This is a genomic window from Ensifer sp. NPDC090286 (assembly GCF_044769565.1).
Lineage (GTDB): Bacteria > Pseudomonadota > Alphaproteobacteria > Rhizobiales > Rhizobiaceae > Ensifer.
Map to the genome: position 1 here is coordinate 214,091 of NZ_JBIVYF010000007.1, position 26,370 is coordinate 240,460.

The following is a 26,370-nucleotide window of genomic DNA, read 5'->3' on the forward strand; positions in this document are numbered from 1 at the left end:
TTATGAGCAGCAGGTACATGCAGAAACAGGACCCCCAGATGTCGTCGATCGAGGCTTCCAAGCCGCAGAAGGAAGTCAGCCCCTTGCTCAAGATGGTGCTGGAGCTTGGGCCGCTGATGGTCTTCTTCTTTGCCAACTCGCGCGGCGAATGGCTGGCCGGGCATTTTCCGGCGCTCGCCGAGCTCGGCGGTCCGATCTTCATCGCCACAGGCCTGTTCATGGCCGCGACCGCGATCGCGCTTGCCGTCTCCTGGGTCCTGACCCGCACCCTGCCGATGATGCCGCTGATTTCGGGCATCGTCGTCTTCGTCTTTGGCGCGCTGACGCTTTGGCTGCAGAACGACACCTTCATCAAGATGAAGCCGACGATCGTCAACACGCTGTTCGGCGCGATCCTGCTCGGCGGCCTGCTCTTCGGCAAGTCGCTGCTCGGCTACGTCTTCCACTCCGCCTTCAAGCTCGACGAGGCCGGCTGGCGCAAGCTGACGCTGCGCTGGGGCGTGTTCTTCCTCTTCCTGGCGGTGCTCAACGAAGTGGTCTGGCGCTCGTTCTCGACCGATTTCTGGGTCGCCTTCAAGGTCTGGGGCACGATGCCGATCACCATTCTGTTCACGCTCGCCCAGATGCCGCTGATCATGAAGCACTCGCTTGACCAGGAGAACGCCGAGTGAGCTCGATGCTCGAGGAGAATGACAGCCGCAACCGGCACGCACTCCTCTGGCTCGCCGCCTGTCTTGCGGTTCTCGTCATCCAGATCGTCACCCAGCATCTGATGGGCCGTCTCTGGATCTGCGAATGCGGCTACGTCAAACTGTTCGAGCCGGTCGCCAAATCCAGCGGCAACTCGCAGCACATCGCCGACTGGTATACGCCGTCGCACATCATCCACGGCTTCCTGTTCTATGGCCTCGGCCATCTGCTCCTGCGCGGCAAGCCGCTGACGGCAAAACTCTTCCTCGGAACGGTGATCGAATCCGCCTGGGAGATCGCCGAAAATACGCCGATGGTGATCAACCGCTACCGCTCGGCGACGATCTCGCTCGACTATTTCGGCGACAGCATCCTCAATTCGACGATGGATACGCTGGCCATGGCCGCCGGCTTCCTGTTTGCCGCCCGCATGCCTGTCTGGCTGACCGTGACGGTCGCCATCGTCTTCGAGCTCTTCACCGGCTGGCTGATCCGCGACAACCTCACCCTCAACGTGCTGATGCTCGTCTGGCCGCTGGATGCGGTCCGGGATTGGCAGGCGGGGATCTAGCCGAGTTCGCCCGGCGGCGTTGCGGCCACATCCGCGCGGATGATTTGCCCCTCATTCCGCCGCCGCGACCTTCTCCCCGCAAGCGGGAAGGGACTTGGGCACTCGCCGCGTTCCGCGACGACCCGGCAGACAAAAAGCACTGTTGTGTTCCATCGATGCTAGGCGACAGCTTAGAGCAACCGGGTGCCGTGCGTTTCCTTCGCCCCGCCTACGGGGAAAGGTGGCCGGCAGGCCGGATGAGAGGCAAGTCCTCACCGTCTGAATCAAGAGCCAATGCCGGGAGCGGTTACGAGCCCGCAGTCGCCTTCTCGATCGCCGGCAGCAGACCGGTTTTCACGCTGTTTTCGTCGAACGGGCCGACGCGCTTGTAGAGGATCGTGCCGTCAGCGCCGACGAGATAGGACTCCGGAATACCGTAGACGCCCCAGTCGATCGCCGCCTTGCCGCGCGGATCGACGCCGATGGCTGAGAAGGGATTGCCGAGCTCACCGAGGAACCTGAGCGCGTTTTCGTTCTGGTCCTTGTAGTTGATGCCGACGACGGTCAGCCGCGGATCCTTCGACAGTTCCAGGATGAACGGATGCTCCTGCCGGCACGGCACGCACCAGGAGGCCCAGACGTTGACGAGCGTCAGCTTGCCCTTGATCGCAACATCGGTCAGCGCCGGCATCGGCTGGCCGTCGCGTGTGGCGCCTTCGAGCGCCGGCATGTCGAGCTTCGGCGCCTTGGTGCCGATCAGCGCCGAGGGGATTTCGCTCACATCCTTACCGGAATTGAGCTGGCTCCAGAAGATCGCCGCAAGCCCGGCGAAGATGACGAGCGGCAGCGCTGCCAGAATGTAGCGCATCGGCCCGGGCTTGCGCTCCTCACCGCGCGGAGCGGGGATGTTTCTCATGGCGTTTCTCCCGGGCCCTGACCGGCCGAGCGTCGGCGAATGCCGGAAGCCTCGAGTTCAGCCAGTTCGCGACGGCGGGCGCGACCGTCGAGGACGACCCAGGCGATCAGCCCGAGCACCGTCAGCGTCGCAATCCCGTAGCTCGTAAAGACGTAGGCGGCGTGGCTCATCATTTTGTGCGGGCTCCCCGGCCGGCGGCACGCGCGGCAAGCCGCCTCAGCGCGGTCACACGCCGACGCAGGATTTCGTTGCGCATGGCGGCAATGTGCAGCGTGAAGAACAGCAGCGTAAACGCGATCGCCATCACCACCAGCGGCCGCAGGAATTCGGGATCGATCGTCGGCCCGTCGAGGCGCATCACGCTTGCCGGCTGGTGCAACGTGTTCCACCATTCGACCGAGAACTTGATGATCGGGATGTTGACGAAGCCGACCAGGACCAGGATGGCCGAAACCTTGGAGGAGCGCGCCGGATCGTCGATCGCCCGGTTGAGCGCCATCAGCCCCAGATACATGAGAAACAGCACGAAGACCGAAGTGAGACGCGCGTCCCAGACCCACCAGGTGCCCCACATCGGCTTGCCCCAGAGCGAGCCGGTGACGAGCGCCAGGAAGGTGAAACAGGCGCCGATCGGCGCTGCCGCGCGCGACGACACGTCGGCGAGCGGATGCCGCCAGACGAGCGTACCGAGCGCCGCCAGCGCCATCACCGAATAACACATCATCGACAGCCAGGCGGCCGGCACGTGCACATACATGATGCGCACCGTCTCGCCCTGCTGGTAGTCGCCTTCCGTCGTGAAGGAAAGCCAGAGGCCGGCAACGAAGAACAGCGCCGTCAGCCCGGCGAGCCAGGGCAGCAGACGGTCGGCCAGCGCCAGGAACCGCGTCGGGTTGGCGAGATCGCTGAATTTGCGGATGGCCAGGCTGTTTTCGCTCATGTTGGCTCTTTAACGCTTAAGGCGCCCGGCTGCAATTGATCCGCGTCAATCGCCCGATCACGATCGAGTTGAAGCGCGGACCATAAATGTGTTCGATCTGAACAGTTTAGCGCCAAATCCATGGGAACGCCGCAAACACTTTCGCCCGTTCTGGCGCGATTGCGTCAATCGGACGCGTGCCGAAGGGCGGCAGCGGCGGCGACCGGGCCGATGACGGCGAAGAACAGGGTGATCGCCGCAAGGATCATCAAAGGCGGCAGGAACGGCGCCGGATCTTCGATCGCCGCATAGACGGCGCTGACGCCAAAGATCAGCACCGGGATCGCCAGCGGCAGCACCAGGATCGATACCAGCAGCCCCCCACGCGGCAGCGACACGGCAACCGCCGCACCCACAGCACCGATGAAGGTGATCGCCGGCGTGCCGATCAGAAGCGTCAGCATGGTGGCGCCGATGGCGATCTCGCTCATGTTCATGAAGAGCCCGAGCAGTGGCGAGGCAATTACCAGCGGCAGGCCGGTCGCCGCCCAATGGGCCGCGCATTTGACGAAGACGGTGGCAAGCAGCGGCGTTTCCTGCATCAGCATCAGGTCGAGCGAGCCATCGTCGCGCTCGGCCTGGAACAGCCGTTCGAGACCGAGCAGCGAGGCGAGCAGCGCCCCAATCCAGAGAATGGCGGGTCCGATGCGCGAAAGCAGGTTCAGGTCCGGACCGACGCCAAAGGGAATGACCGCCACCACCGTCATGAAAAAGAGCACGCCGATCATCGCCCCGCCGCCGGCGCGGATCGACAATTTGAGATCGCGGAAGAAGAGCGCGATCATAGCGGCCGTGTCCGGTTGGGCACGGGCGGATTTTCCGGCAATGGGCGTCCAGGCATCGCGTCCCTATGCATCATGCCAGTGGTCTCCCGCCAGATGCTCGAACCCCGTCATGTGCAGTTCCTTCGTGCGGTCGAGCCCGAGCGGCTGGTGGGTCGCCGCAATGACGACGCCGCCCTTGCCAAGATGCGCCTTCACCAGGTCGGCAAACAGCCGGTCGGCGCCGGCGTCAAGGGCTGCTGTCGGCTCGTCGAGGATCCAGATCGGCCGATAGGCAATGAGCAGCTTCGCCATCGCCATGCGCCGCTGCTGCCCGGCCGAGAGATAGCCGAAGGGCAGATGGGCGATATCCGGCAGGCCGACCGCTTCGACGGCCTCGGTGAGCGTCGCGCCCTTTCCCCCTGGTGAATCACCCATGAAGTCCCGCCAGAAGGAGAGATTTTCCGCGACGGTCAGTTCGCGCTTCATCGCATTGCGGTGTCCGAGATAGTGGCTGAGCTCGGATGGATGGGCTATTTCCGGGGGGCCATTCTCAAGTTTCAGATGCCCGCTTTCAGGCCTCAACAACCCCGCCAGAACCCTGAGCAAAGTCGACTTTCCCGACCCGTTCGGGCCTGTCACGACAAGGGCTTCAGAGGCGCCGAGAACAAAGGAAATATCGTTAAAAATCAGATCCTCACCGCGCTTCGCGCTCAACCCTTCAGCCATGAGGCGCATGAACTATCAGCTTCCCTTAACTCTCTTTGTCGCAGGGCAAAAAAAGTCCCCTTTCGACCTTCGTTGCTCTGGCACGTTTTGGAGAAATTATCTATAAGGCGGCCAACACGCCAGCGGTCGGCGTGAATTTCATCCAAGCGCCGAACATGGAAAGAATTTCCACGTACGGACAGCGGAAATGGCCGCACCCGCATCCCAATTCGCGCTTCACAGGCGCTCGGGCGTTCGTACGTCAGTTTTTGGCGATCAGACGGAACGGGGTATTATCCAGTGTCCAAGTCCCTAGATAGCTTCAATTGTCGCTCCACGCTCACCGTCAACGGTGTGGACTACGTCTATTACAGCCTGCCCAAGGCTGAGGCGAACGGTCTCGCCGGCGTATCCAAGCTTCCCTACTCGATGAAGGTTCTGCTCGAGAACCTGCTGCGCAACGAAGATGGCCGCTCCGTCACCAAGAAGGACATCGAGAACATTGCCGCCTGGCTCAACGACAAGGGCACGGCTGAAAACGAGATCGCCTACCGTCCGGCCCGCGTGCTGATGCAGGACTTCACCGGCGTTCCGGCCGTCGTTGACCTCGCAGCGATGCGCGACGCCATGGTCTCGCTCGGCGGCGACCCGGAGAAGATCAACCCGCTCGTTCCCGTCGACCTCGTCATCGACCACTCCGTCATCGTCGACGAATTCGGCACGCCGAACGCCTTTGCCCGCAACGTCGAACTCGAATACGAGCGCAACGGCGAGCGCTACCGCTTCCTGAAGTGGGGCCAGCAGGCATTCAAAAACTTCCGCGTCGTGCCTCCGGGCACAGGCATCTGTCATCAGGTCAATCTGGAGTATCTGGGCCAGACCGTCTGGACCCGTGAAGAAGATGGCGAAATCACCGCCTACCCGGATACCTGCGTCGGCACCGACAGCCACACCACCATGATCAACGGTCTCGGCGTTCTCGGCTGGGGCGTCGGCGGTATCGAGGCGGAAGCCGCGATGCTCGGCCAGCCGGTGTCCATGCTTCTGCCCGAGGTCATCGGCTTCAAGCTGACCGGCAAGCTCAAGGAAGGCGTTACCGCGACCGACCTCGTGCTCATGGTCGTCCAGATGCTGCGCAAGAAGGGCGTTGTCTCGAAGTTCGTCGAATTCTTCGGCCCGGGCCTCGACAACATGACGCTCGCCGACCGCGCCACCATCGGCAACATGGGCCCGGAATACGGCGCCACCTGCGGCTTCTTCCCGGTCGACAGCGAAACCATCAACTACCTCACCATGTCCGGCCGCGAAGAGAGCCGCATCGCTCTCGTCGAAGCCTATTCGAAGGCGCAAGGCATGTGGCGCGACGGTGACGGTTCCGAGCTCGTCTTCACCGACACGCTCGAACTCGACCTCGGTGACGTCGTTCCGGCCATGGCTGGTCCGAAGCGTCCGGAAGGCCGCATCCCGCTCGAAAACATCGCATCGGGCTTCGCAACCGCACTTGAAGGCGACTACAAGAAGCCGGGCCAGCTTTCGAACCGCTACGCCGTCGAAGGCACCGATTTCGATCTCGGCCATGGCGACGTTGCCATCGCCGCGATCACGTCGTGCACCAACACCTCCAACCCGTCGGTCCTGATCGCTGCCGGCCTTCTTGCCCGCAATGCGGTCGCCAAGGGCCTGAAGTCCAAGCCGTGGGTCAAGACCTCGCTCGCACCAGGATCGCAGGTCGTCGGCGAATACCTCGCCAAGTCGGGCCTGCAGAAGGACCTCGACGCGCTCGGCTTCAACCTCGTGGGCTTCGGCTGCACGACCTGCATCGGCAACTCCGGCCCGCTGCCGGCGCCGATCTCGAAGACGATCAACGACAAGGGCCTGATCGCCGCCGGCGTTCTCTCGGGCAACCGTAACTTCGAAGGCCGTATCTCACCGGACGTCCAGGCGAACTACCTCGCTTCGCCGCCGCTCGTCGTCGCCTACGCGCTTGCAGGTTCCGTCCAGAAGGACCTCACCAACGAGCCGCTCGGCGAGGACAAGGACGGCAAGCCGGTCTTCCTCAAGGACATCTGGCCGACCTCCAAGGAAATCCAGGAGTTCATCTTCAAGTACGTCACCCGCGAACTCTACGCGACCAAGTACGCCGACGTGTTCAAGGGCGACGAAAACTGGCAGGCCGTTCAGGTTCCTCCGGGCCAGACCTACGCCTGGGACGATGGTTCGACCTACGTGCAGAACCCGCCCTATTTCGTCGGCATGGGCAAGTCCGGTTCGGGCATTTCCGATATCAAGGGCGCCCGCGTGCTCGGTCTCTTCGGCGACAAGATCACCACCGACCACATCTCGCCGGCCGGTTCGATCAAGGCTGCCTCGCCGGCTGGTGCCTACCTCATCGGTCATGGCGTCGGCGTTGCCGACTTCAACCAGTACGGTACGCGTCGTGGCAACCATGAGGTGATGATGCGCGGCACGTTTGCCAACATCCGCATCCGCAACCACATGCTCGGCCCGAACGGCAAGGAAGGTGGCTACACCATCCACTATCCGTCGAAGGAAGAGATGTCGATCTACGACGCCGCCATGCAGTACAAGGAAGAGGGCGTTCCGCTCGTCATCTTCGCCGGCGTCGAATACGGCAACGGCTCGTCGCGCGACTGGGCTGCCAAGGGCACCAACCTGCTCGGCGTCAAGGCCGTCATTGCGCAGTCCTTCGAGCGTATCCACCGCTCGAACCTCGTCGGCATGGGCGTCATTCCCTTCGTCTTCGAAGAAGGCACGACCTGGGAATCGCTGGGCCTCAAGGGCGATGAGATCGTCACGATCGAAAACCTCGCCAACGTCCAGCCGCGCGAAAAGCGCATTGCCAAGGTCACCTATGGCGACGGCAGCGTGAAGGACGTGCCGCTGGTCTGCCGTATTGATACGCTGGATGAAGTGACCTACGTCAACAACGGCGGCATCCTGCAGACGGTTCTGCGCGACCTCGCCGCTTAATCGCGCGAGCGCAGACAAGGCTCTCGAGCCGGGACGCCGAAAGGCGCCCCGGCTCTTTCTTTGAGGTGCAACTGCCGCGATCCGGCTGCTGGATCGCACTCACTTGCCACCTCACTCCAACGTGACTTCCCGTTGATGCGGGGGCGTCGTATGTAGTGAACTCCCCCACAAGGAGTAGGCCGACGGCCGGTAACGAAGTGACGCCATGACATCCGCAGACCGTTCTTTCATTCGTCCTGTTGCACTGGCTCTCGGGCTGCTCGCAGCCGCCAGTACCCCCGTCGGGGCGCAGGAGAAACAGGCGGTCAAGGGCGTTGTCGAGCTGTTCACCAGCCAGGGCTGTTCGTCCTGTCCGCCGGCGGATGCGGCGCTGAAGTCGCTGGTCGACGAAGGCGATGTGGTGGCGCTCGCCTATCACGTCGACTACTGGAACTATCTCGGCTGGGCCGACACGCTGGCATCGAAGGAAAACACCGAGCGGCAATATGCCTATGCGCGCATGCTCGGTCGCAACGGCGTCTACACGCCGCAGGCGATCCTGAATGGCCGCGACCATTTGAACGGCGGCAACCTGCAGGCAATCAAGACGCGGCTGGAGACGATGAAGGCGGAAGGCAAGGGGCTTGCCGTTCCCGTCGACGCCAAGATCCTCGGTGAAGAAATCCAGATCACCGTCGGCAGCGGTATCGGCAAGGCCAATGTCGTCGTCGTCTATTTCGATCGCGCCAAGATCGTGAAGATGGAAAAGGGGGAAAACAGCGGCAAGGAAGTCCCCTATTGGCATGCGGTGCGTGACATTCAGACGATCGGCATGTGGGACGGCCAGCCTGCGACCTTCACGCTGCCGGCGACGGTGTTGACCGAGCGCCCCGGAAACAGCGGCTGCGCGATTCTGTTGCAATCGATGAAGGACAAGGAAACGCCGGGCGCCATCATCGGCGCTGCGGCCGTGCTCGCCGGCCCTCAGGGCAAATTGTAGGGACGGCGAAGCGCAAGGGGTTGGTTCGGCCCGGCAGCATCGAGGGGCTGGGGCTGAGGGTTCGAAGTTACCGGACCGAACCGGCCATAACTGCGTTCGGTGAACTCCCGCAGCATGACGATCTGACCGGACATACGGTGGCAACGACTCTGTCCGTCAGCGCCCGCGAGTTTTGCGATGAATTGGGGCGCCGGTTTGACTGAAATGGGGCAGAGGTAAGAAATGACCTCACCGTCCCATGGCTTCCGGCTTGCTTTTCGGCTCGTGTCAGGCACACTGTAATCGTTCTGTCACAACAGAAGGCCGGATTGCCGATGACCGATGAGCCGGATTTGCCGCAAGGCGAGGCGCGCCATCAGCGCGAGACCACTTCCGAAGTGGTCGTCGATCTTCACGAATACAAGAACGCCAAGAACGCTCCCCCCATCACTTTCCATCGCCGCGAACTAGACCAGATCCTATGGGTCTACGGTCGCATGGTCGGCGAAGGCGAGTGGCGGGACTACGCCATCGACCACTTGAGGGACCGCGCGGTCTTCTCGGTGTTCAAACGTTCGGGCGAAATGCCGCTCTACCGGATCGAGAAGAACCCGAAACTGGCCGCGAAGCAGGGCGCCTATAGCGTGCTGAACATTCACGGCACGATCCTGAAACGCGGTCACGAGCTTGCCCAGGTGCTCAAGGTATTCGACAAGGTGCTGAGGCTGGTGGAAACCTGACCACCCGGGAAAGGGTGCTATCAGGGCGCACGCCGACGTCACAGGCGGCAACGGCACGATTTGCCTATGCGCGCTGCGAGCGCGCTTCGCCGACCGAGATCCTTCAGCAAGCGACGATCACTGGTAGAGCGTGTCCGGATAGACGTCTTCCGGCGGGTCGGTCGCCTGCCCCTCGCCAAGCGCGAGCTGCATGATCGTCGTGTCGAGCCAGCGGCCGTGCTTGAAGCCGGTCGCTTTCATCGTGCCCTGGAGTTCGAAGCCGAGCGACCGGTGTACGGCGATCGAGGCCGGATGGGCACCGCCGATCACCGCGACCATCTGGCGGAAGCCGAGCTCCGTGCAACGCCGCACGAGTTCGACCAGCAGCGCCTTGCCGGCACCCTTGCCGCGCGCTTCCGGCGCCAGGTAGATGGAATCCTCGACCAGGAAGCGATAGGCCGTGCGCGTGCGGAAACCGGATGCGTAGGCATAGCCGATGATCGTCCCGCCCTCGTCTACCGCGACCATATAAGGGTAGCCGTTGCCGATGATCGTTTCGAACCGGGCCCGCATCTCCTTTTCGGATGGCGGGTTGATCTCGTAGGTCGCGACACCGTGCAACACGGATTCGCGATAGATCTCGGTGACGACGGGAAGATCGGCCAGGGTGGCGTCGCGCAGGGTCAGGGACATGGCTTTAAACTTGATCCCAAGGTTTCGTCGTCCTTTCACTCCCACGGAGCCCGGACGCTTTCAAGCTGCTTGAAGAAACAAAAAAGGCGGCCGAAGCCGCCTTTTCCGTCTGCTGTTCAGACTTAGTTGTTCCGGTTGCCCATGAACTGGAGCAGGAACATGAACAGGTTGATGAAGTCGAGGTAGAGCGTCAGCGCGCCCATGATCGCCTTGCGGCCGGCAACGGTGCTGTCATCGGCTTCAAAGTACATTTCCTTGATCTTCTGCGTGTCGTAGGCGGTGAGGCCTGCGAAGATCAGCACGCCGATCACGTTGATCGCGAAGGCGAGCGCCGAAGAGCCGAGGAAGATGTTGACGATAGACGCGATGATGACGCCGAACAGACCCATGATCAGGAACGAGCCCATGCCGGACAGGTCCTTCTTCGTGGTGTAGCCGTAAAGCGACAGGGCGCCGAACGAAGCGGCGGTCACGAAGAACGTCTGAACGATGCTCTGGCCGGTGTAGATCACGAAGATCGACGACAGCGACAGACCCATCAGGGCGGCATAGATCCAGAACGTCGTCTGCGCGGCAGAAACGCTCATGCTATTGATGCGGAAGCTCATGAAGAACACGAGTCCCAGCGGCGCCAGCATCACCACCCACTTCAGCGGGCTCGTGTAGATCGCAGCACCGAAGGCAGTCAGCTGGCCATCCGAAAACGCCATCTGGAAGGCCAGGTAGGCCGCGACGCCAGTGATCGCCAGACCAAGCGCCATCAGGTTGTAGACCTTCAGCATGTATGCGCGAAGGCCTTCGTCAATCACGGCACCCGCCTGAGCGCCGGCGGGCGACATTCGGGTTTGGTAATTTCTCAGATCAGCCATTGTTTCCTCATTCAAGCTCCGGTGGATGTTACGGTGTCGGGCGGCGAGTATCGCCCTGGAAGATGAGCTTCCACGCCCAGGCGCCGCTGCGGAGCTCCAGCATGCCTGTGGACAAATATGATGCCGAAACCCGCTGCACACAAGACCCGGCACTCCCGGATTCCGTTGCACCGGACCGATTCAGTCCGGTGCAATAGGGATTTACGGTTAACTCGGCCCGGTCAAAGTTCGCGCAGGACCGGCGCCGCCTTCTGCCCGAGAATGCGCCATGTACCGGCAAGTCCGATGCCGACCGTCATCACCAGCGCCGCCACAACCGTCACGATCGCCACGTCGGGCAGGAAGCTCGACGGCAGCGTCATGATGCGGTTGACGACGAACCAGGCGGCGATACCGCCGGCAAACAGCGCAAAAACGGCGGTTGCAAGACCGAGGATTGCGTATTCGTAGCTGAACGCCTTGATGAGCGTCACCCGCGTTGCGCCCAGCGTCTTCAGGACGACCGCGTCATGGACGCGCGCCCGGTTGCCGGCAGCAAGCGCGCCGGCCAGCACCAGCACGGAAGCGACCAGCGCCACGGCCGCCGCCGCCCGGATCGCCGTTGCCAGCTGCCCGAGCAGACCATTCACAATGTCGAGAGCGTCCTTCACCCGTACGCTGGTGATCGTCGGATAGGCATTGGTGACGGCCTTCAGGACCGCCGCCTCCTCTTCCGGCGTCGCCGACGGATCGATCACCGTCGCCAGCCAGGCATGCGGCGCGCCGGCAAAGGTATTTGGCGAGAACACCATGACGAAGTTGATCGACAGCGATTCCCACTCGACATTGCGGAAATTGGCGATCTTGGCGGTGATGTTGCGGCCGAGCACGTTGACGGTGACCGTATCGCCGATCTTCAGGCTGAGTTCGCCGGCCTCCTCCGACGAGAAGGAAACCAGGGGTTCGCCACTGTAGTCCGCCGGCCACCAGGTGCCCTCGGACAGCGTCGAGTTCTCCGGCTTGTTCTTGGCGTACGTGATGCCGCGGTCGCCACGCAGCACCCATTGGCCTGCGGGCGGCACGTTGCGGCTGTTCACGTCCTCGCCGTTGAAGGCGGTGATGCGGCCGCGCAGCATCGGCACTTCGATGACCTTGCCCTTCGGGATCGCCTGGTTCAGCACCGAGCGGAAACCTTCGATCTCGCTGCCCTGGATATCGACGAAGAAGAAGTTCGGCGCGCGCTCCGCCATGCTGCCGGTGAGTTCGCGGCGCAGATTGCCGTCGATCAGCGCCAGCGTCACGAGCAGCGCAAGCCCGAGGCCGAGCGACAGCACCACCGAGGAGGTCAGCGCACCCGGGCGGTGAATGTTGCCGATCGCAAGTCTGAGAGCCGGGGAATTGACCCGCGGGCTGCGGCGCGCGAGCCAGGCGATCGCAAGCGCAACGGCCCGAAGCACGATGAAGGCGAAGGCGATCGCGCCGAGGAAGACGAGCGAAATGTAGCGGTCGTAGGCCGTAAAGATCGCCAGCCCGGCGAGCGCGGCAAGGCACGCAACGGCACCGAGCAGATAGGGCCATGCCGGAAAGCCCGAGGGGTCGAAGCCCTGCTGGCGGAAGAGCGCCGTCGCCGGAATGGCGCGCGCCCGGCCGAGCGGCAGGATGGCGAAGGTCAGCGCCGTCAGCACACCGAACAGCGCGGCAAGCCCGAGCGCGCCCGGATAGAGATGAAAGGCGGTCGAAATCGGCAGCAGGTCGGCCAGGAACTGCGCCGCGACAAAGGGGATCAGGGCCCCGAGCACGAGCCCGATGACGATGCCGATCAGGGCGATCATCAGGATCTGCGCGAGATAGATCATCGCCACCAAGGCGGCAGGTGCGCCCAGGCATTTGAAGGTCGCGATCACGCTGCGCTTGGCATCGAGATAGGCGCGCACCGCATTGGCGACGCCGACGCCGCCGACGATCAGCGCCGTCAGGCCGACAAGCGTCAGGAACTGCGAGAAGCGGGTGATGTTGGCCGTCAGCGCCGGTGCTGCGTTGCCGCTGGTGCGGATCGACCAGCCGGCGGCCGGCTGGCTTTTCTCCGCCTCGGTGCGAACGGCGGCGACCCCTGCCGGGTCGGCAAGCTTCACCTTGTATGTGTGCTCGACGAGGCTTCCGGTCTGCACCAGTCCCGTCGCCGCCAGGGCTTCTTCCGAAACCATCAGGCGCGGCGCGAAGCCAAAACCGTCGGAAAGCGCGTCCGGCTCGCGCGTGATCGTGCCGGCGATCCGGACACGGGCGTTGCCAAGAAGGATTTCGTCTCCGACTTTGACGTCGAGGCGGTCGAGCAGCAGAGGCGCCACCACCGCACCGAAGACGTCGCCGTCGCGGGCGATGAGGTCGTGCAACGGCCGGTCGGGTTCGCTTTCCAGCGTGCCATAGAGCGGATAGGCCGCATCGACGGCCTTCAGTTCCACCAGGGCCTGGTTGGATCCATCCGGCAATCGCGCCATCGATCGGAGGCCGGCGGAAACCGCAACGGTTCCAAGGCTATCGAGATAAGCGCGCTCTTCCGCCGTTGCGACACGATTGTTGAGCTCGAAGCGTATATCGCCGGCAAGCAGTTCCTGCCCCTGAGAGGCGATCGTCGCGGTGATCGATTGCGACAGCGAGTTGACGCCGGCAATCGCCGCGGTCCCGAGCGCAATGCAGGCGAGGAAGATGTAGAAGCCCTTGAGCCCGCCGCGCATTTCACGCAGCGCCAACCTGAGGGCAAGCAGCGGCCTCAGCCGTACCGGAGGCGCGCCAATCATGCGGAGGCCGCCTGCTGGACCGGCGCAACCGCCACGGGGTCCGCCGCACCGCCGGCAACGATCTCGCCCGAGCGCACCCGCACCTGCCGCGCGCAACGGTCGGCAAGGGCGGCGTCATGGGTCACGAGCACGAGTGTCATGCCACGGTCACGCTGTTCGGCGAAAAGCAGATCGGCAATCTGCCGTCCGGTTTCGGCGTCGAGGTTACCGGTCGGTTCATCGGCGATCAGAAGTTTCGGCGAAGGCGCAAGCGCCCGTGCGATCGCAACGCGCTGCTGCTCGCCGCCCGAGAGCTGGCCCGGATAGTGGCTGAGCCGCTCGCCGAGGCCGACGGCGACAAGCTCCTTGCGCGCAATCTCGAAGGCGCCGGGGACATTGGCAAGCTCAAGCGGCACGGCGACGTTTTCGAGCGCCGTCATGTTGGGAATGAGGTGGAAGGACTGGAAGACGATGCCGATGTTGCGTCCGCGAAAGTCCGCTACCCGGTCCTCGTCGAGCCGGTGCAGCGGCGTGCCGTCGATAACGATCTCGCCGCGATCCAGCCGCTCGAGTCCGGCAAGCACCATCAGCAATGTCGACTTGCCCGAACCGGACGGGCCGACGATGCCGACGGATTCTCCGGCATCGATCGTCAGGCTCATGTCCTTCAGCACATGCACCGAGGCGGCCGCCTCGCCCAGCGTCAGATCCGCGTTTTTAAGTTCGATGATGGTGCTGGCCAAGCGAAACAACCCTATATGAAACGAAGTGGGGAACAGAAACGGCATTCGGGATTTAGGAACAGGCCCATGGCATTAAAAGGATTTCAACGGGTTTTCTTGGCACTGATGATGACATTTGCGTTATCATGCACGGCACGCGCCGAGACGATCAGCCTCATCGGCTTCGGCGACAGCCTGATGGCGGGTTATCAGCTCCCGCCGGAGGACGCCTTCCCGGCCCGGCTCGAAAAGGCGCTGAAGGAAAAGGGCTTCGACGTGACGATCGCGAACGCCGGCGTTTCCGGCGACACGAGTTCCGGCGGTCTTGCCCGCATCGACTGGTCGGTGCCGGATGGCACCAAGGGCGTGATCCTCGAGCTCGGCGCCAACGACGCGCTGCGCGGCATCGCGCCTGAAGAGACCCGTAAGAACGTCGAGGCGATGATCACCCGGTTGAAGGACCGCGGCATCGCCGTGCTGCTGGCCGGCATGATGGCGCCGCCGAACATGGGCGCCGACTACGCCGCCCGCTTCAACCCGATCTATCCGGAACTCGCCGAAAAATACGGGCTGGAACTCTATCCGTTCTTTCTCGATGGCGTGGTGACCGAGGCCAAGCTCAAGCTCGAAGACGGCATGCATCCCAATGGCGACGGGGTCGGCGTCATGGTCGAGAAGGCCCTGCCCGTCGTCGAACGGTTTCTGGCAACGCTGAATAAGACGGAGTGATGACACCGTCCACAGTTAAGACAACGTTAATATTCTGAAGCGTCAAATACCAGTTGCGTGCAGATGCGATGCGTGATTCGCTAAGACATCTGCAAGAGATTCGGGGAGCTCGCCATGCCGAGACTATTCACCGCCCTCGAAATTCCGCGCAATGCTGCAATGAGTCTTTCATTGCTGCGCGGAGGTCTTCCCGGAGCTCGCTGGATCGATGTGGAGAACTACCACATCACCCTGCGCTTCATCGGTGACGTCGACTGGCGCACCGCCGACGAGATCATCGACAAGCTCGATCGCATCGAACGTCCCGAATTCCAGCTGCAACTGACCGGCACCGGCGCCTTCGGCTCGAAGAAGCCGCATTCGGTCTGGGCCGGCGTCACCAATCATCCGGAAATGTATGCGCTGCAGGCCGAAATCGAGCGCATCTGCCAGCGGCTCGGACTGGGGCCGGACCCGCGCAAGTTCACCCCGCACGTGACGCTCGCCCGACTGCGCTCCAGCCGTGTCGAAGACGTGGTCGAGTACCTCTCCGGGCGCGGCAACTTTATGACCTCGCTCTTCAACGTTTCCCGCTTCGTGCTGCTCTCGTCGCGCGATTCGGTCGGCGGCGGACCCTACCTGACGGAAGAGGTCTTCCCGCTTCACGAGGTGCGTTCGCCGAACCTTTCGAGCAACGACGAACATCCGGCCTCAAGCATCTGGTAAAGCGCCTCGAAGGCTTCCGGCCCGTCATAGTAGGGATCCGGCACGTCCCGGCTCTCGCCTGACGCATAGTCGAGAAAGAGATGCACCTTCTGCGCCGTACCCTCAGACGCGAGCCTTCTCAGCGTGCGAACATTGTTCTCGTCCATGCCGAGGATGATGTCGAAATCGTCGAAATCTGCCGCCGCCACCTGGCGTCCGCGCAGCGTGGAAATATCGATGCCGTGACGCCTTGCCGCCTGGATTGATCGCCGGTCCGGCGGATCGCCGATATGCCAAGCGCCGGTTCCCGCCGAATCGACCTCCAGCGCGAAAGCCAATCCCTTTTGCTCCGCCAAGGCGCGCAACACGCCCTCGGCAAGCGGCGACCGGCAGATGTTGCCGAGACAAACGAAAAGAACTCTGACCGGTTTCATGCTATTCAGATTCGAAGGCTGGAGACAGTGGACGCTTATACGCGACAGCGCGGCCTTCGAACAGGCGGATGGGAGGAAGAGAGCGATGGCAGCGGAGAAACTGGACGAGGCAGCGATTGCCGACAACCTGCACAAGATGGAAGGTTGGGTGCGGGCCGAAGACGGCAACTCGATCTGGAAGGCCTTCCGCTTCAAGAACTTCGTCGAGGCCTTCGGCTTCATGACCGAATGCGCGATCGTCGCCGAAAAGCTCAACCATCACCCGGAATGGTTCAACGTCTACAATCGCGTCGACGTGACGCTGACGACCCATGACGCCGGCGGATTGAGCGAACTCGACTTCAAGCTGGCTGCGCGCATGGACAAGGCAGCGGCCGGCCGCATGCCCGATCATTTGAAATAGAATAGCCAATCCCCATATTGTGAAGCGCTGCAACAGCGGAAGCGGGACGATGGACGACATCAAGATCGGTGAAATTCTCTTGCCGGGCGAAGAATCCGAGCAGGAGCGGCGGGAAAAGCGCGTGAAGCGCCGCTTCTGGCCCACCTTTCGAAGGGCTGCCCGGCAGATCCCCTTCAGCCGTGACCTGGTTGCCGCCTATTACTGCGCCATCGATCCGAAGACGCCGACGCGCACCCGCGGCATCCTGCTTGCCGCCCTCGCCTACTTCGTGCTGCCGATCGATATCATCCCGGACGTGCTGGCCGTCGTCGGCTTCTCCGACGACGTGGCCGTCTTGACCGCGGCCTTTGCTGCGATCAGCGGGCAGATCAAGGAAACGCACTATACCAAGGCCGACGAGACGCTGGCCGACACGCCGGAGAGCTGACGCCGGACGCACGGCTGTCCGGTTGTGGCGCCCCATTCCCGCCCAAAAGTCAAACTCTTGCCCAATTCTTTGTGGCATACACATGCAAATGACGCCGGCCGCGCGATTTGGCGTGGCTGACGTCAAAGATTGGCTTGGGGCAGGAAACCTTCCGGAACGGCATTCCGAGGCAAGGCGCATCCGGCATCGAACCCGGTTCGGCGAAGATGCGAAGCGGCGGTCGGAAAGCATTGCGGGGCAAACCGCGCCGTTTCGGGGCTAAAAGCCGAGGTTTTCGGCCATCGTTGACGGTTTGGTAACCTGAATTAAGTCAAAACAAATTCAAATGATGACTACGCGTCGCCCGTCTAACCTGTTTCGGGTGATCGAAGAGCAAGAAAAGCGGCAGGACCTCATGTTTGTAAGAAAGATCGCAACCGCAATCGCACTCGTTCTGGCGACCGCCAGCGTGGCTGCCGCCCAGTCACCGACGCGCATCCAGCAGTTCAATGCCTGGGGCGCCTATTCCTACAACGCCGGCGGCGGCAAGGTCTGCTACGTGCTCTCGGTTCCGAAGGACAAGAGCCCGGCCGGCGTCGACCATGGCGACATCTTCTTCCTGGTTTCCCAGCGCCCCGGCCAGAACATCAGCTACGAGCCGCAGGCGATGATGGGCTATCCCCTCCAGGAGAACTCCAAGGTCAACGTCGTCATCGACGGCCGCACCTTCGTGATGTTCACCAAGGGCAACTCCGCCTGGGTCGAAAACGCTGCCGAAGAGCCGGCGCTCGTCGCCGCGATGAAGAACGGCAAGGCCATGTCGGTCAACGCCAAGTCGCGCAAGGGCACGGCAACCTCCTACTCCTACTCGCTCTCGGGCATCTCCGCTGCGTTGAAGCAGATCGAGGCCTGCAAGTAATCACGGGACGACACGTCACGCGCAAAGGGCCGGCTGCAGAGCCGGCCTTTTGCGTTCACGGACCCTGCCTCGTGACTCCGGGCCAAAACAATGCTAAAGCCCGGCCCAACTTGAGAGCCTCCGCGCCCCAATTGGCCGCTTTCGATGGCTCGACCGATTTCAATTCGCGCATCAGGACGATTTCCGGACCCGCTCTCCGGACGGCCTCACGCCGTATGACAGGACATCATGAGCATGGCAGCCACTGAAATTCTGAACCGGGTGGAAATCGCCAAGGCACCCCAAGTGCGCGCAGCCGTAGAGGCGGAAAAGCCGTCGCTGATCGGTCTTCTGCGCGAGGACATGGCCAAGGCGCTGGTCGAAAAGGGCGTGCCGGAGCGCCAGGTCAAGATGCGCGTCAGCCAGCTCTGGCATTGGCTCTATGTGCGCGGCGTCTCCGACTTCGACCATATGACGAACGTGTCGAAGGACATGCGCGAGATGCTGAAGCAGCATTTCACCATCGCACGCCCCGAGATCGTCGAAGAGCAGATTTCCGGTGACGGTACCCGCAAGTGGCTGCTGCGCTTCCCGGCGCGCGGCGCCGGCCGCCCGGTCGAGATCGAGACCGTCTACATTCCCGAAGAAGGCCGCGGCACGCTCTGCATTTCCAGCCAGGTCGGCTGCACGCTCACCTGTTCCTTCTGTCACACCGGCACGCAGAAGCTGGTACGCAACCTGACGGCCGAGGAGATTCTGGCGCAGCTGCTGCTTGCCCGCGACCGGCTCGGCGATTTCCCCGAGCGCGATACGCCGCAGGGCGCAATCGTGCCGGCCGAAGGCCGCAAGATCACCAACATCGTGATGATGGGCATGGGCGAACCGCTCTACAATTTCGAGCACGTCAAGACCGCGCTTCTGATCGCCTCCGACGGCGAAGGCCTGTCGCTCTCCAAGCGCCGCATCACCCTTTCGACCTCCGGCATCGTGCCGGAGATCTACCGCACCGGCGAGGAAATCGGCGTCATGCTGGCGATTTCGCTGCATGCGGTGCGTGACGACCTGCGCGACATGCTGGTGCCGATCAACAAGAAGTACCCGCTGAAGGAACTGATGGACGCCTGCCGCGCCTATCCGGGGCTTTCGAACGCTCGTCGCATCACTTTCGAATATGTGATGCTCAAGGACGTCAACGACAGCCTGGAAGACGCCAAGCAACTGGTGAAGCTCTTGAAGGGCGTGCCGGCGAAGATCAACCTCATCCCGTTCAACCCCTGGCCGGGCACCAACTACCAGTGTTCCGACTGGGAGCACATCGAGAAGTTCGCCGACTTCATCAACCAGGCCGGCTACGCCTCGCCGATCCGCACGCCCCGCGGCCGCGACATCCTCGCCGCCTGCGGCCAGCTGAAGTCGGAATCGGAACGCATGCGCAAGGTCGACCGCCTCGCCTTCGAGGCGATGATGATCGCCAACCACGGCGAAGATTGAGCCGTAGCGCCTGCTTGCGGTTCCTCCACTCTGCCATCACCCATCGATGAAGAACTTTGATGGGTGATGCAGATCCTATCGATTGATTTCATGTCCCCGGTTTCCTAAGAAAGCGGGAAATCAATTCAGGAGGACAACCCATGCGCTCACTTCTCATCGCCCTTGCCGCCACGGTGGCATTCACCCTGCCCGCCCGTGCCGATGAGGTGACCGTCGCCGTGACCGCGATCGTCGAGCACCCGGCGCTCGATGCCGCCCGCGACGGCGTGAAGGATGCGCTGGCCGCCGCCGGCTACAAGGAAGGCGAGAACCTCAAGTTCCTCTACGAGTCGGCCCAGGGCAACCCGGCGACCGCCGCCCAGATCGCCCGTCAGTTCGCCGGCGAAGCCCCGAACGTGATCGTTCCTATCTCCACGCCGTCGGCACAGGCGGTCGTCTCCTCGACCCGTGATATCCCGGTCGTCTTCACGGCCGTGTCCGACCCGGTCGGCGCGCAGCTGGTTAAGGACATGGACAAGCCCGGCGGCAACGTCACCGGCCTCTCCGACATGTCGCCGGTTGCCGAGCACGTCGCCCTGATCAAGGAAATCCTGCCGAACGCCAAGTCGATCGGCTACCTCTACAACTCCGGCGAGGCCAACTCCGTTTCGCTGCTCGCGGTGCTGAAGACCGAAGCCGAAAAGGCTGGCCTGACCGTCGTCGAGTCCGCCGCGACCAAGTCGGCTGAAGTCCAGGGTGCTGCCCGCGCTCTCGTCGGCCGCGCCGACGCGATCTACGTACCGACCGACAACACGATCATCTCCGCGCTCGAAGGTGCCGTCGCCGTCGCCGAGGAAGCCAAGCTGCCGCTCTTCACCGCCGACACGGATTCCGTTGCCCGCGGCTCGCTCGCAGCCCTCGGCTTCAACTACTACGACGTCGGCAAGCAGACCGGCGAAATCGTCGTTCGCATCCTCAAGGGCGAAAACCCGGGTGATATCGGCGTCAAGGTTGCTGCCGGTTCCGACCTGGTGATCAACAAGAAGGCCGCCGAGAAAATGGGCGTCACCCTTCCGGAAAGTGTCGTAAAGCGCGCAACCCGCGTCGTTGAATAACGCTTTCGACCTTTTCAGGTTCAAGTTTGTTGCGTTTTGCCCGCCTCCGTTCCATACGGGGGCGGTTCGCTATGAGGGGCCTGATCCTTTGGATCTCGGGGCCGCTCCGAAAGTTCTGAGCCGCACATGCGCCGGCCTTGGGCCCCATGTGCCAAGCGGGAGCGTCGCGCCCATAACGACAACCACGCGCGACACGTAAAAAGAGGGTCTGGGGTTGAGTCTAATCGCTTTCTGGGGAGCCGTGGAACTGGGGCTGGTCTACGCCTTCGTCGCCCTTGGCGTCTTTCTCGCATTCCGGGTGCTCGATTTCCCCGACCTGACCGTCGACGGATCCTTTCCGCTGGGGGCAGCCGTCACCGCCGTGCTGATCATCGCCGGCGTCAACCCGTGGCTTGCGGCCTGTGTCGCCATGGTGGCGGGTGCCGCTGCCGGTATCGTCACGGCGATGCTCAACGTGCGCTTCAAGATCCTCAACCTGCTCGCCTCGATCCTGACGATGATCGCGCTGTTCTCGGTGAACCTGCGCGTCATGGGCAAGCCGAACGTCGCGCTGATCAATGCCGACACGATGCTATCGCCCTTCTATGGCCTCGGCTTGCGTGATTTCTATGTCCGGCCGCTGTTCATCGGCGTGCTCGTCGTCGTCGCCGTCATCATTGTCTGGCGCTTCCTTGAGAGCGATGCCGGCCTTGCGATGCGCGCCACCGGCGCCAATGCCCGCATGGCCCGGGCGCAAGGCGTCGACACCAACCGCCAGATCTATCTCGGCATGGCAATCTCCAACGCACTCGTCGCCTTCGGCGGCGCACTCTTTGCCCAGACCAACGGTTTCGCCGACGTCACCTCGGGCGTCGGCACGATCGTCGTCGGCCTCGCAGCCGTTATCATCGGCGAAACGCTGCTCGGTGCCCGCGGCATCCTGATTGCGCTCATCGGCTGCGTGCTCGGCTCGATCCTCTACCGCATCGCCATCCAGCTGGCGCTCTCGACCGACATGCTCGGACTGCAGGCTTCCGACCTCAACTTCGTCACCGCAGCCCTCGTCACCTTCGCCCTCGTCCTTCCCCGCCTGCGTCGTGGAGGTGCGGCATGATCAGCGTCAACAATATCCAGGTCATCTTCGGCAAAGGCACGCCGCTTCAGAAGCAGGCGCTGAACGGCGTCAGTCTGACGATCGAGCAAGGCTCGTTCGTTACCGTCATCGGCTCTAACGGTGCCGGCAAGTCGACGCTCCTCGGCGTGCTCGCCGGCGACGTGCTTCCGAGCGCCGGCCAGGTGATGATCGGCAAGACCGACGTCAGCCGCAAGGGCACCGCCGCCCGCGCCGGCCTCGTCGCCCGCGTCTTCCAGGATCCGCTGACCGGCAGCTGCGGCGCGCTCTCGATCGAGGAAAACCTGGCGCTCGCCGCCAAGCGCGGCGAGGCGCGCGGCCTCACCGCCGCCCTCGGCCCGAAGCGTCGCGAACATTTCCGCGAGCGCATCGCCGAACTCAACCTCGGCCTTGAAAACCGCATGGGCGACCGCATGGATCTTCTGTCCGGCGGCCAACGCCAGGCGGTCTCGCTGGTCATGGCGACGCTCGCCGGCTCCGAAGTGCTGCTGCTCGACGAACACACGGCTGCGCTCGACCCGGGCATGGCCGAATTCGTGATGAACCTGACGCAGAAGATCGTTTCCGAGCGCAAGCTGACGACGATGATGGTGACCCACTCGATGCGCCAGGCGCTCGACTACGGCCACCGCACCATCATGCTGCACGGTGGCGAGATCGTGCTCGACGTCGCCGGCGACAGTCGCAAGGAACTGCAGGTCGAAGACCTCATCGCCATGTTCCGCCGCATCCGCGGCCAGACGCTCGACGACGACGCACTGCTCATCGGCTGAGTACGGAAGACGACTTCAGAATAAGGCCCGGACATCCACGATTGTCCGGGCTTTTTGTTTACCGCGCCGTCGTCATGAAGATCTTCACCGCGAACACCGAGAAGACGCCGGCGAAGCTGAAGTCCAGTGCCCGCATCACGCCCCTGTTGCGCTGCAGCCAGGAGGCAAGCCAGTCGGCAGTGAAGACGACCAGCATGTTCACCGGCATGCCGATGGCGATGAAGAACGCGCCGAGGAACAGAAGCTTGCCGGTGACCGAGGGATCGTCGGCGCTGACGAACTGCGGCAGGAAGGTCATGAAGAAGATGATGACCTTAGGATTCAAAAGGTTCACCCAGAATCCAGCCGAGATGTTGGCAAGCGCCTTGCCTTCCGTCGGCTCGACCTTCTGCACCGAAATACTGGAGCCGAAGCGGATCGCCTGGATGGCAAGCCACAGCAGATAGGCGGCACCGCCGGTCTTGAGGATGGCAAAGGCGGTCGGCGAAGCGGTGATCAGCGCCGAGATGCCGAAGGCGACGAGCAGCGTGTGCACGACGATGCCGAAGCTGGTACCGAGCACGACGAAAAGGGCTGCCTTCTTGCCCTGGGCGAGCGCCCGGCTGATGGAAAGCGTCATGTCCGGGCCGGGCGTGGCCGCCAGAAGCAGCGTCGCAGCCGCGAAGGTCAGGAGGGTCGGCAGGCTGGGAATGAAGTCCATCATCGTTTCCTCGGCGCGGGGGTCGCCTCCAGTAATCATGCGCCTGCGCTTTTGCCAGCGGATTCGCATCGTCAGGCGTTCTAGCGCTTGTATCGCCGCAGGTTCTGGCTAAAGTGCCGCAGATTTGCACGCGGCATCGCCGCCCTCCCCAAGACCAGACGGACGGAAACCATGGCATCGCATAAAGACGTGAAAAAGGTCGTTCTCGCCTATTCGGGCGGTCTCGACACCTCGATCATCCTGAAGTGGCTGCAGACCGAACTCGGCGCGGAAGTCGTCACCTTCACCGCCGACCTCGGCCAGGGCGAAGAGCTCGAGCCGGCCCGCAAGAAGGCCGAGATGCTCGGCATCAAGGAGATCTACATCGAGGACGTCCGCGAGGAGTTCGTCAAGGATTTCGTCTTCCCGATGTTCCGCGCCAACGCCGTCTATGAGGGCGTCTACCTGCTCGGCACTTCGATTGCCCGGCCGCTGATCTCCAAGCACCTGATCGACATCGCCAAGAAGACCGGTGCCGACGCGATCGCCCATGGCGCCACCGGCAAGGGCAACGACCAGGTTCGTTTCGAGCTTTCGGCCTATGCGCTGAACCCCGACATCAAGATCATCGCTCCGTGGCGCGACTGGTCGTTCAAGAGCCGCACCGACCTGCTCGAATTCGCCGAAAAGCACCAGATCCCGGTTGCCAAGGACAAGAAGGGCGAAGCGCCGTTCTCCGTCGACGCCAACCTGCTGCACTCCTCGTCCGAGGGCAAGGTTCTCGAAGACCCGGCACTGGAAGCCCCTGAATACGTGCACATGCGCACGATCTCGCCGGAAGCCGCTCCGGATCAGGCGACCGTCATCAAGATCGGCTTCGAGCGCGGCGACGCCGTCTCGATCAACGGCGTGCGCCTGTCGCCGGCAAGCCTGCTTGCCAAGCTCAACGAATACGGCCGCGACAACGGTATCGGTCGCCTCGACCTCGTGGAGAACCGCTTCGTCGGCATGAAGTCGCGCGGTGTCTACGAGACCCCCGGCGGCACCATCCTGCTCTCGGCGCACCGCGCAATCGAGAGCATCACGCTCGACCGGGGTGCTGCCCACCTCAAGGACGAGCTGATGCCGCGCTACGCCGAGCTGATCTATTACGGCTTCTGGTTCTCGCCGGAGCGCGAGATGCTGCAGGCGGCGATCGACAAGAGCCAGGAGCATGTCGAAGGCGAAGTGACGCTGAAGCTCTACAAGGGCAACGTCATGGTCATCGGCCGCGAGAGCGACAAGTCGCTCTACTCCGACAAGCTCGTCACCTTCGAGGACGACCAGGGCGCCTACGACCAGAAGGACGCTGCCGGCTTCATCAAGCTCAACGCACTGCGCCTGCGCACGCTGGCCGCGCGCAACCGCTAAGCCACTATCCAGTGAAGAAAAAAGCCTCCGCGATCCTTTCGCGGAGGCTTTTTCGTGCCCACTACTCCGCCGCTTGCTGCAACGGATCCTTGCGCTCGACCGGCGCGTCCAGCGGACGCAGCCGAATGGTGCGGCGATACCAGACATAGCTCAGGATACAGACGAGGCCGAAGCATGGAATGATCGTGCCGAGCGCCATCACCGGAACGCCGACTGCAGCGGCGATCGCGCCTCCGAGCAGCCCCGAGCCCATCTGTACGAAACCCATCATCGCCGAGGCCGTACCGGCGATCGCGGGAAATGGCGCCATCGCCGCCGTCATCATGTAGGGCATGACGAAAGCGATGCCGAAGGAATAGATGCCGATCGGCAGCATGACCGAGAGGAAGCTCGGCACGATCAGGTGCATGCTGTAGCCAAGCGCGAGGCTGGCCGCACCGATGAAGAAAAGGCCGGCCGGCACCAGCGCCTGCGGCGTAAACCGGCGCAGCAGAAACCGCACCGTCACCGCACCCGAAAAGAACAGGCCGGACTGCATCAGCATGCCCACGCCGAACTCGGTCGGCGTCAGACCCACTTCGTTGATGAGCACGAACGGCAGCATAGTCGCCCAGGCATAGAGCGCGCCGACGGCGCCGGCGATGACGAGGGTGGAGGAAATGAAGCGGCTGTCGGAAAGAAGCGAGCGATAGGCAGCAAGGATCGGCTTCAGATGCCCCTTGCTCGGATCGGGTGTCGCGGTCTCGGCCATGAAGAACTGCACGGTGAGGCAGGCCATGGCCGCAAAGCCGACCATCAGGAAGAAGATCGACTGCCAGCCGAAGAGCCCGAGCGCCAGACCGCCGAGCGTCGGCGAGAAGGCCGGCCCCAGCGCCAGCATCATGCCGATCATGTTCATGATGCGGGCAGCTTCGACCCCGGTGAACTGGTCGCGCACGATCGCCCGCGCCACCGTCATCCCAACGGAGGCGCCAATGCCCTGCACCAGACGACCGGCCAGAAGCACGGCAACGGAAGGCGCGAAGGCCGCCATCAGGCTGCCGACGAGGTAGATGGCCATGAAGATCAGCGTCGCGCGCCGGCGTCCGATGACGTCGGAAAGCGTGCCGGAGACAAGCTGGGCAAAGGCGAAGCCGGCGAAATAGAGCGACAGCGTCATCTTGATCGCCGCTTCGCTTGAGGAGAAGGCACGCACCAGTTCGGGCATCGCTGGCGTGTAGAGCGCCATGGAAACAGGGCCGAGCGCCACCAGGAAGGCGCCGATGATGCTTGTGCGCCGCTCGCTCATGCGACGCGTCATTGCGCGGCTCCGACCCGGACCTCGGCCTTCTCCGCTGCATCCTTGCCGGCAAGGCACGGATCGAGCTGACGCAGATTGTCACGCAGGATGCGCAGGTTGGAACAGAGAAGCGCGCGCGCTTCCGCATCCAGCCCTTCGGTATAGGCATCCATCATTTCGCGAAGACCGGTCATCAGCTCGTTGAGCAGCGGACCCGCCTTTTCGGTGATGATGACATTCTTGGCGCGACGATCCGCCGGATCGGGAACACGGGCGACGAGCCCGTTGGTCTCCAGCCGGTCGAGATAGGCCGACAGCGTCATCGGCTCGATGCCCATGCGTGTGGCGATTTCGGCCTGTTTGATGCCCTCGGTAAGCGCCGCCTGGATCAGCGTGCGCGCCTCGCCGGGGGTGATGCCCAGGTCCATGGCATTGACCTTGCGGTCGAAGGCCCCGCGCAAGAGGCGCGAGACATCGGTCAGAAGCATTCCAATGGTTTCGGATTCAAGCTTGAAGGGCATCATGATCGTTCACAGGCGATATAATAAGTTTTACTTATCATAGCATCTGATAACGTTCAACGCGGCTAGCCATCTTTCCCTTACCAGTTTAACGGTAAAACCCGCAAGGATTCAACGTATTACCTTCGCATTCACGCATGGAACCGTCC

28 protein-coding genes are annotated in these 26,370 nt (G+C 62.9%); 15 read left to right on the forward strand and 13 right to left on the reverse strand.

The features are described 5' to 3' along the window. The first annotated feature begins 38 nt into the window (after positions 1-38). On the forward strand, positions 39-671 hold the full coding sequence (locus tag ACIQUG_RS29970) for a septation protein A (protein WP_156134322.1): 633 nt from the start codon (positions 39-41) through the stop codon (positions 669-671). 5 nt (positions 672-676) lie between these two features. Next, complete coding sequence (locus tag ACIQUG_RS29975) at positions 677-1,261, forward strand: DUF2585 domain-containing protein (protein ID WP_402326064.1); 585 nt, start codon at positions 677-679, stop codon at positions 1,259-1,261. 286 nt (positions 1,262-1,547) lie between these two features. Here the strand turns inward: ACIQUG_RS29975 and ACIQUG_RS29980 are convergent, their stop codons facing one another. From ACIQUG_RS29980 to ccmA, 5 genes are all read right to left on the reverse strand, one after another. Then, positions 1,548-2,156 carry a DsbE family thiol:disulfide interchange protein gene (locus ACIQUG_RS29980; protein WP_402325884.1) on the reverse strand — a complete coding sequence of 203 codons (609 nt, stop codon included), beginning with the start codon at positions 2,154-2,156 and terminating at the stop codon, positions 1,548-1,550. After that, entirely contained in the window at positions 2,153-2,329 is a 177-nt protein-coding gene (gene ccmD, locus ACIQUG_RS29985; protein WP_192451035.1) for a heme exporter protein CcmD, read from the reverse strand. The genes ACIQUG_RS29980 and ccmD overlap by 4 nt, the downstream gene beginning before the upstream one ends. Next, positions 2,326-3,096: a heme ABC transporter permease gene (locus ACIQUG_RS29990; protein WP_402325885.1), complete on the reverse strand. Its 771-nt coding sequence runs from the start codon at positions 3,094-3,096 to the stop codon at positions 2,326-2,328. The genes ccmD and ACIQUG_RS29990 overlap by 4 nt, the downstream gene beginning before the upstream one ends. A gap of 164 nt (positions 3,097-3,260) precedes the next feature. Continuing rightward, positions 3,261-3,920: a heme exporter protein CcmB gene (gene ccmB, locus ACIQUG_RS29995; RefSeq protein WP_402325887.1), complete on the reverse strand. Its 660-nt coding sequence runs from the start codon at positions 3,918-3,920 to the stop codon at positions 3,261-3,263. 63 nt (positions 3,921-3,983) lie between these two features. Continuing rightward, positions 3,984-4,634 (reverse strand): heme ABC exporter ATP-binding protein CcmA, encoded by a 651-nt coding sequence (gene ccmA, locus ACIQUG_RS30000; RefSeq protein WP_402325888.1) that lies wholly within the window; start codon positions 4,632-4,634, stop codon positions 3,984-3,986. Positions 4,635-4,904: 270 nt separating this feature from the next. Here ccmA and acnA point away from each other — a divergent pair, with 270 nt between their 5' ends. The 3 genes from acnA (at position 4,905) to ACIQUG_RS30015 (ending at position 9,293) form a co-directional block, all read left to right on the forward strand. Further along, positions 4,905-7,595 (forward strand): aconitate hydratase AcnA, encoded by a 2,691-nt coding sequence (gene acnA / locus ACIQUG_RS30005; protein ID WP_402325890.1) that lies wholly within the window; start codon positions 4,905-4,907, stop codon positions 7,593-7,595. A 205-nt stretch (positions 7,596-7,800) separates the two neighbouring features. Continuing rightward, entirely contained in the window at positions 7,801-8,574 is a 774-nt protein-coding gene (locus ACIQUG_RS30010; RefSeq protein ID WP_043622306.1) for a thioredoxin family protein, read from the forward strand. 314 nt (positions 8,575-8,888) lie between these two features. Then, positions 8,889-9,293 carry a DUF2794 domain-containing protein gene (locus tag ACIQUG_RS30015; RefSeq protein WP_034802844.1) on the forward strand — a complete coding sequence of 135 codons (405 nt, stop codon included), beginning with the start codon at positions 8,889-8,891 and terminating at the stop codon, positions 9,291-9,293. Positions 9,294-9,410: 117 nt separating this feature from the next. Here the strand turns inward: ACIQUG_RS30015 and ACIQUG_RS30020 are convergent, their stop codons facing one another. From ACIQUG_RS30020 to ACIQUG_RS30035, 4 genes are all read right to left on the reverse strand, one after another. Then, a complete protein-coding gene (locus ACIQUG_RS30020; RefSeq protein ID WP_402325891.1) occupies positions 9,411-9,965 on the reverse strand; it encodes a GNAT family N-acetyltransferase in 555 nt (184 codons plus the stop codon). Positions 9,966-10,087: 122 nt separating this feature from the next. Continuing rightward, positions 10,088-10,834, reverse strand: a complete 747-nt coding sequence (locus ACIQUG_RS30025) for a Bax inhibitor-1/YccA family protein (protein ID WP_402325893.1) — start codon at positions 10,832-10,834, stop codon at positions 10,088-10,090. 221 nt (positions 10,835-11,055) lie between these two features. Further along, a complete protein-coding gene (locus ACIQUG_RS30030) occupies positions 11,056-13,608 on the reverse strand; it encodes an ABC transporter permease (protein ID WP_402325895.1) in 2,553 nt (850 codons plus the stop codon). Next, positions 13,605-14,330 carry an ABC transporter ATP-binding protein gene (locus ACIQUG_RS30035; RefSeq protein WP_402325896.1) on the reverse strand — a complete coding sequence of 242 codons (726 nt, stop codon included), beginning with the start codon at positions 14,328-14,330 and terminating at the stop codon, positions 13,605-13,607. The genes ACIQUG_RS30030 and ACIQUG_RS30035 overlap by 4 nt, the downstream gene beginning before the upstream one ends. Positions 14,331-14,396: 66 nt before the next feature. On the opposite strand from ACIQUG_RS30035, the gene ACIQUG_RS30040 reads away from it, so the two are divergent. Both ACIQUG_RS30040 and thpR read left to right on the forward strand, forming a co-directional pair. Next, entirely contained in the window at positions 14,397-15,038 is a 642-nt protein-coding gene (locus ACIQUG_RS30040; RefSeq protein ID WP_402325898.1) for an arylesterase, read from the forward strand. 114 nt (positions 15,039-15,152) lie between these two features. After that, a complete protein-coding gene (thpR, locus tag ACIQUG_RS30045) occupies positions 15,153-15,743 on the forward strand; it encodes an RNA 2',3'-cyclic phosphodiesterase (protein ID WP_043622298.1) in 591 nt (196 codons plus the stop codon). Here thpR and ACIQUG_RS30050 read toward each other — a convergent pair. Continuing rightward, the gene (locus tag ACIQUG_RS30050; RefSeq protein WP_402325900.1) at positions 15,680-16,156 is read right to left on the reverse strand and encodes a low molecular weight protein-tyrosine-phosphatase; all 477 of its coding nucleotides are present in this window, start codon (positions 16,154-16,156) and stop codon (positions 15,680-15,682) included. The two genes, thpR and ACIQUG_RS30050, sit on opposite strands and share 64 nt — an antisense overlap. Positions 16,157-16,241: 85 nt before the next feature. Here ACIQUG_RS30050 and ACIQUG_RS30055 point away from each other — a divergent pair, with 85 nt between their 5' ends. The 7 genes from ACIQUG_RS30055 (at position 16,242) to ACIQUG_RS30085 (ending at position 22,332) form a co-directional block, all read left to right on the forward strand. Continuing rightward, positions 16,242-16,559 (forward strand): 4a-hydroxytetrahydrobiopterin dehydratase, encoded by a 318-nt coding sequence (locus ACIQUG_RS30055; protein WP_043622291.1) that lies wholly within the window; start codon positions 16,242-16,244, stop codon positions 16,557-16,559. A gap of 49 nt (positions 16,560-16,608) precedes the next feature. Then, complete coding sequence (locus tag ACIQUG_RS30060) at positions 16,609-16,986, forward strand: YkvA family protein (protein ID WP_034802857.1); 378 nt, start codon at positions 16,609-16,611, stop codon at positions 16,984-16,986. Between the two features lie 394 nt (positions 16,987-17,380). Next, on the forward strand, positions 17,381-17,884 hold the full coding sequence (locus ACIQUG_RS30065; RefSeq protein WP_327513735.1) for an invasion associated locus B family protein: 504 nt from the start codon (positions 17,381-17,383) through the stop codon (positions 17,882-17,884). A gap of 234 nt (positions 17,885-18,118) precedes the next feature. Then, positions 18,119-19,354 carry a 23S rRNA (adenine(2503)-C(2))-methyltransferase RlmN gene (rlmN, locus tag ACIQUG_RS30070; RefSeq protein ID WP_104665632.1) on the forward strand — a complete coding sequence of 412 codons (1,236 nt, stop codon included), beginning with the start codon at positions 18,119-18,121 and terminating at the stop codon, positions 19,352-19,354. Between the two features lie 140 nt (positions 19,355-19,494). Continuing rightward, positions 19,495-20,448, forward strand: coding sequence for an ABC transporter substrate-binding protein (locus tag ACIQUG_RS30075; protein ID WP_043622288.1), 954 nt, complete (start codon positions 19,495-19,497; stop codon positions 20,446-20,448). A 214-nt stretch (positions 20,449-20,662) separates the two neighbouring features. Beyond that, positions 20,663-21,541, forward strand: coding sequence for an ABC transporter permease (locus ACIQUG_RS30080; RefSeq protein ID WP_043622284.1), 879 nt, complete (start codon positions 20,663-20,665; stop codon positions 21,539-21,541). Continuing rightward, the gene (locus ACIQUG_RS30085; protein ID WP_275021862.1) at positions 21,538-22,332 is read left to right on the forward strand and encodes an ABC transporter ATP-binding protein; all 795 of its coding nucleotides are present in this window, start codon (positions 21,538-21,540) and stop codon (positions 22,330-22,332) included. Before ACIQUG_RS30080 ends, ACIQUG_RS30085 begins: the two co-directional genes overlap by 4 nt. Before the next feature lie 58 nt (positions 22,333-22,390). On the opposite strand, the gene ACIQUG_RS30090 is transcribed toward ACIQUG_RS30085, so the two are convergent. Continuing rightward, positions 22,391-23,032 (reverse strand): LysE family translocator, encoded by a 642-nt coding sequence (locus ACIQUG_RS30090; RefSeq protein WP_402325901.1) that lies wholly within the window; start codon positions 23,030-23,032, stop codon positions 22,391-22,393. A gap of 171 nt (positions 23,033-23,203) precedes the next feature. On the opposite strand from ACIQUG_RS30090, the gene ACIQUG_RS30095 reads away from it, so the two are divergent. Beyond that, the gene (locus tag ACIQUG_RS30095) at positions 23,204-24,421 is read left to right on the forward strand and encodes an argininosuccinate synthase (RefSeq protein ID WP_205237518.1); all 1,218 of its coding nucleotides are present in this window, start codon (positions 23,204-23,206) and stop codon (positions 24,419-24,421) included. Between the two features lie 61 nt (positions 24,422-24,482). On the opposite strand, the gene ACIQUG_RS30100 is transcribed toward ACIQUG_RS30095, so the two are convergent. After that, positions 24,483-25,721, reverse strand: coding sequence for a multidrug effflux MFS transporter (locus ACIQUG_RS30100; protein WP_402325902.1), 1,239 nt, complete (start codon positions 25,719-25,721; stop codon positions 24,483-24,485). After that, positions 25,718-26,221 carry a MarR family winged helix-turn-helix transcriptional regulator gene (locus tag ACIQUG_RS30105; RefSeq protein ID WP_402325904.1) on the reverse strand — a complete coding sequence of 168 codons (504 nt, stop codon included), beginning with the start codon at positions 26,219-26,221 and terminating at the stop codon, positions 25,718-25,720. The genes ACIQUG_RS30100 and ACIQUG_RS30105 overlap by 4 nt, the downstream gene beginning before the upstream one ends. Between the last annotated feature and the right edge of the window lie 149 nt (positions 26,222-26,370).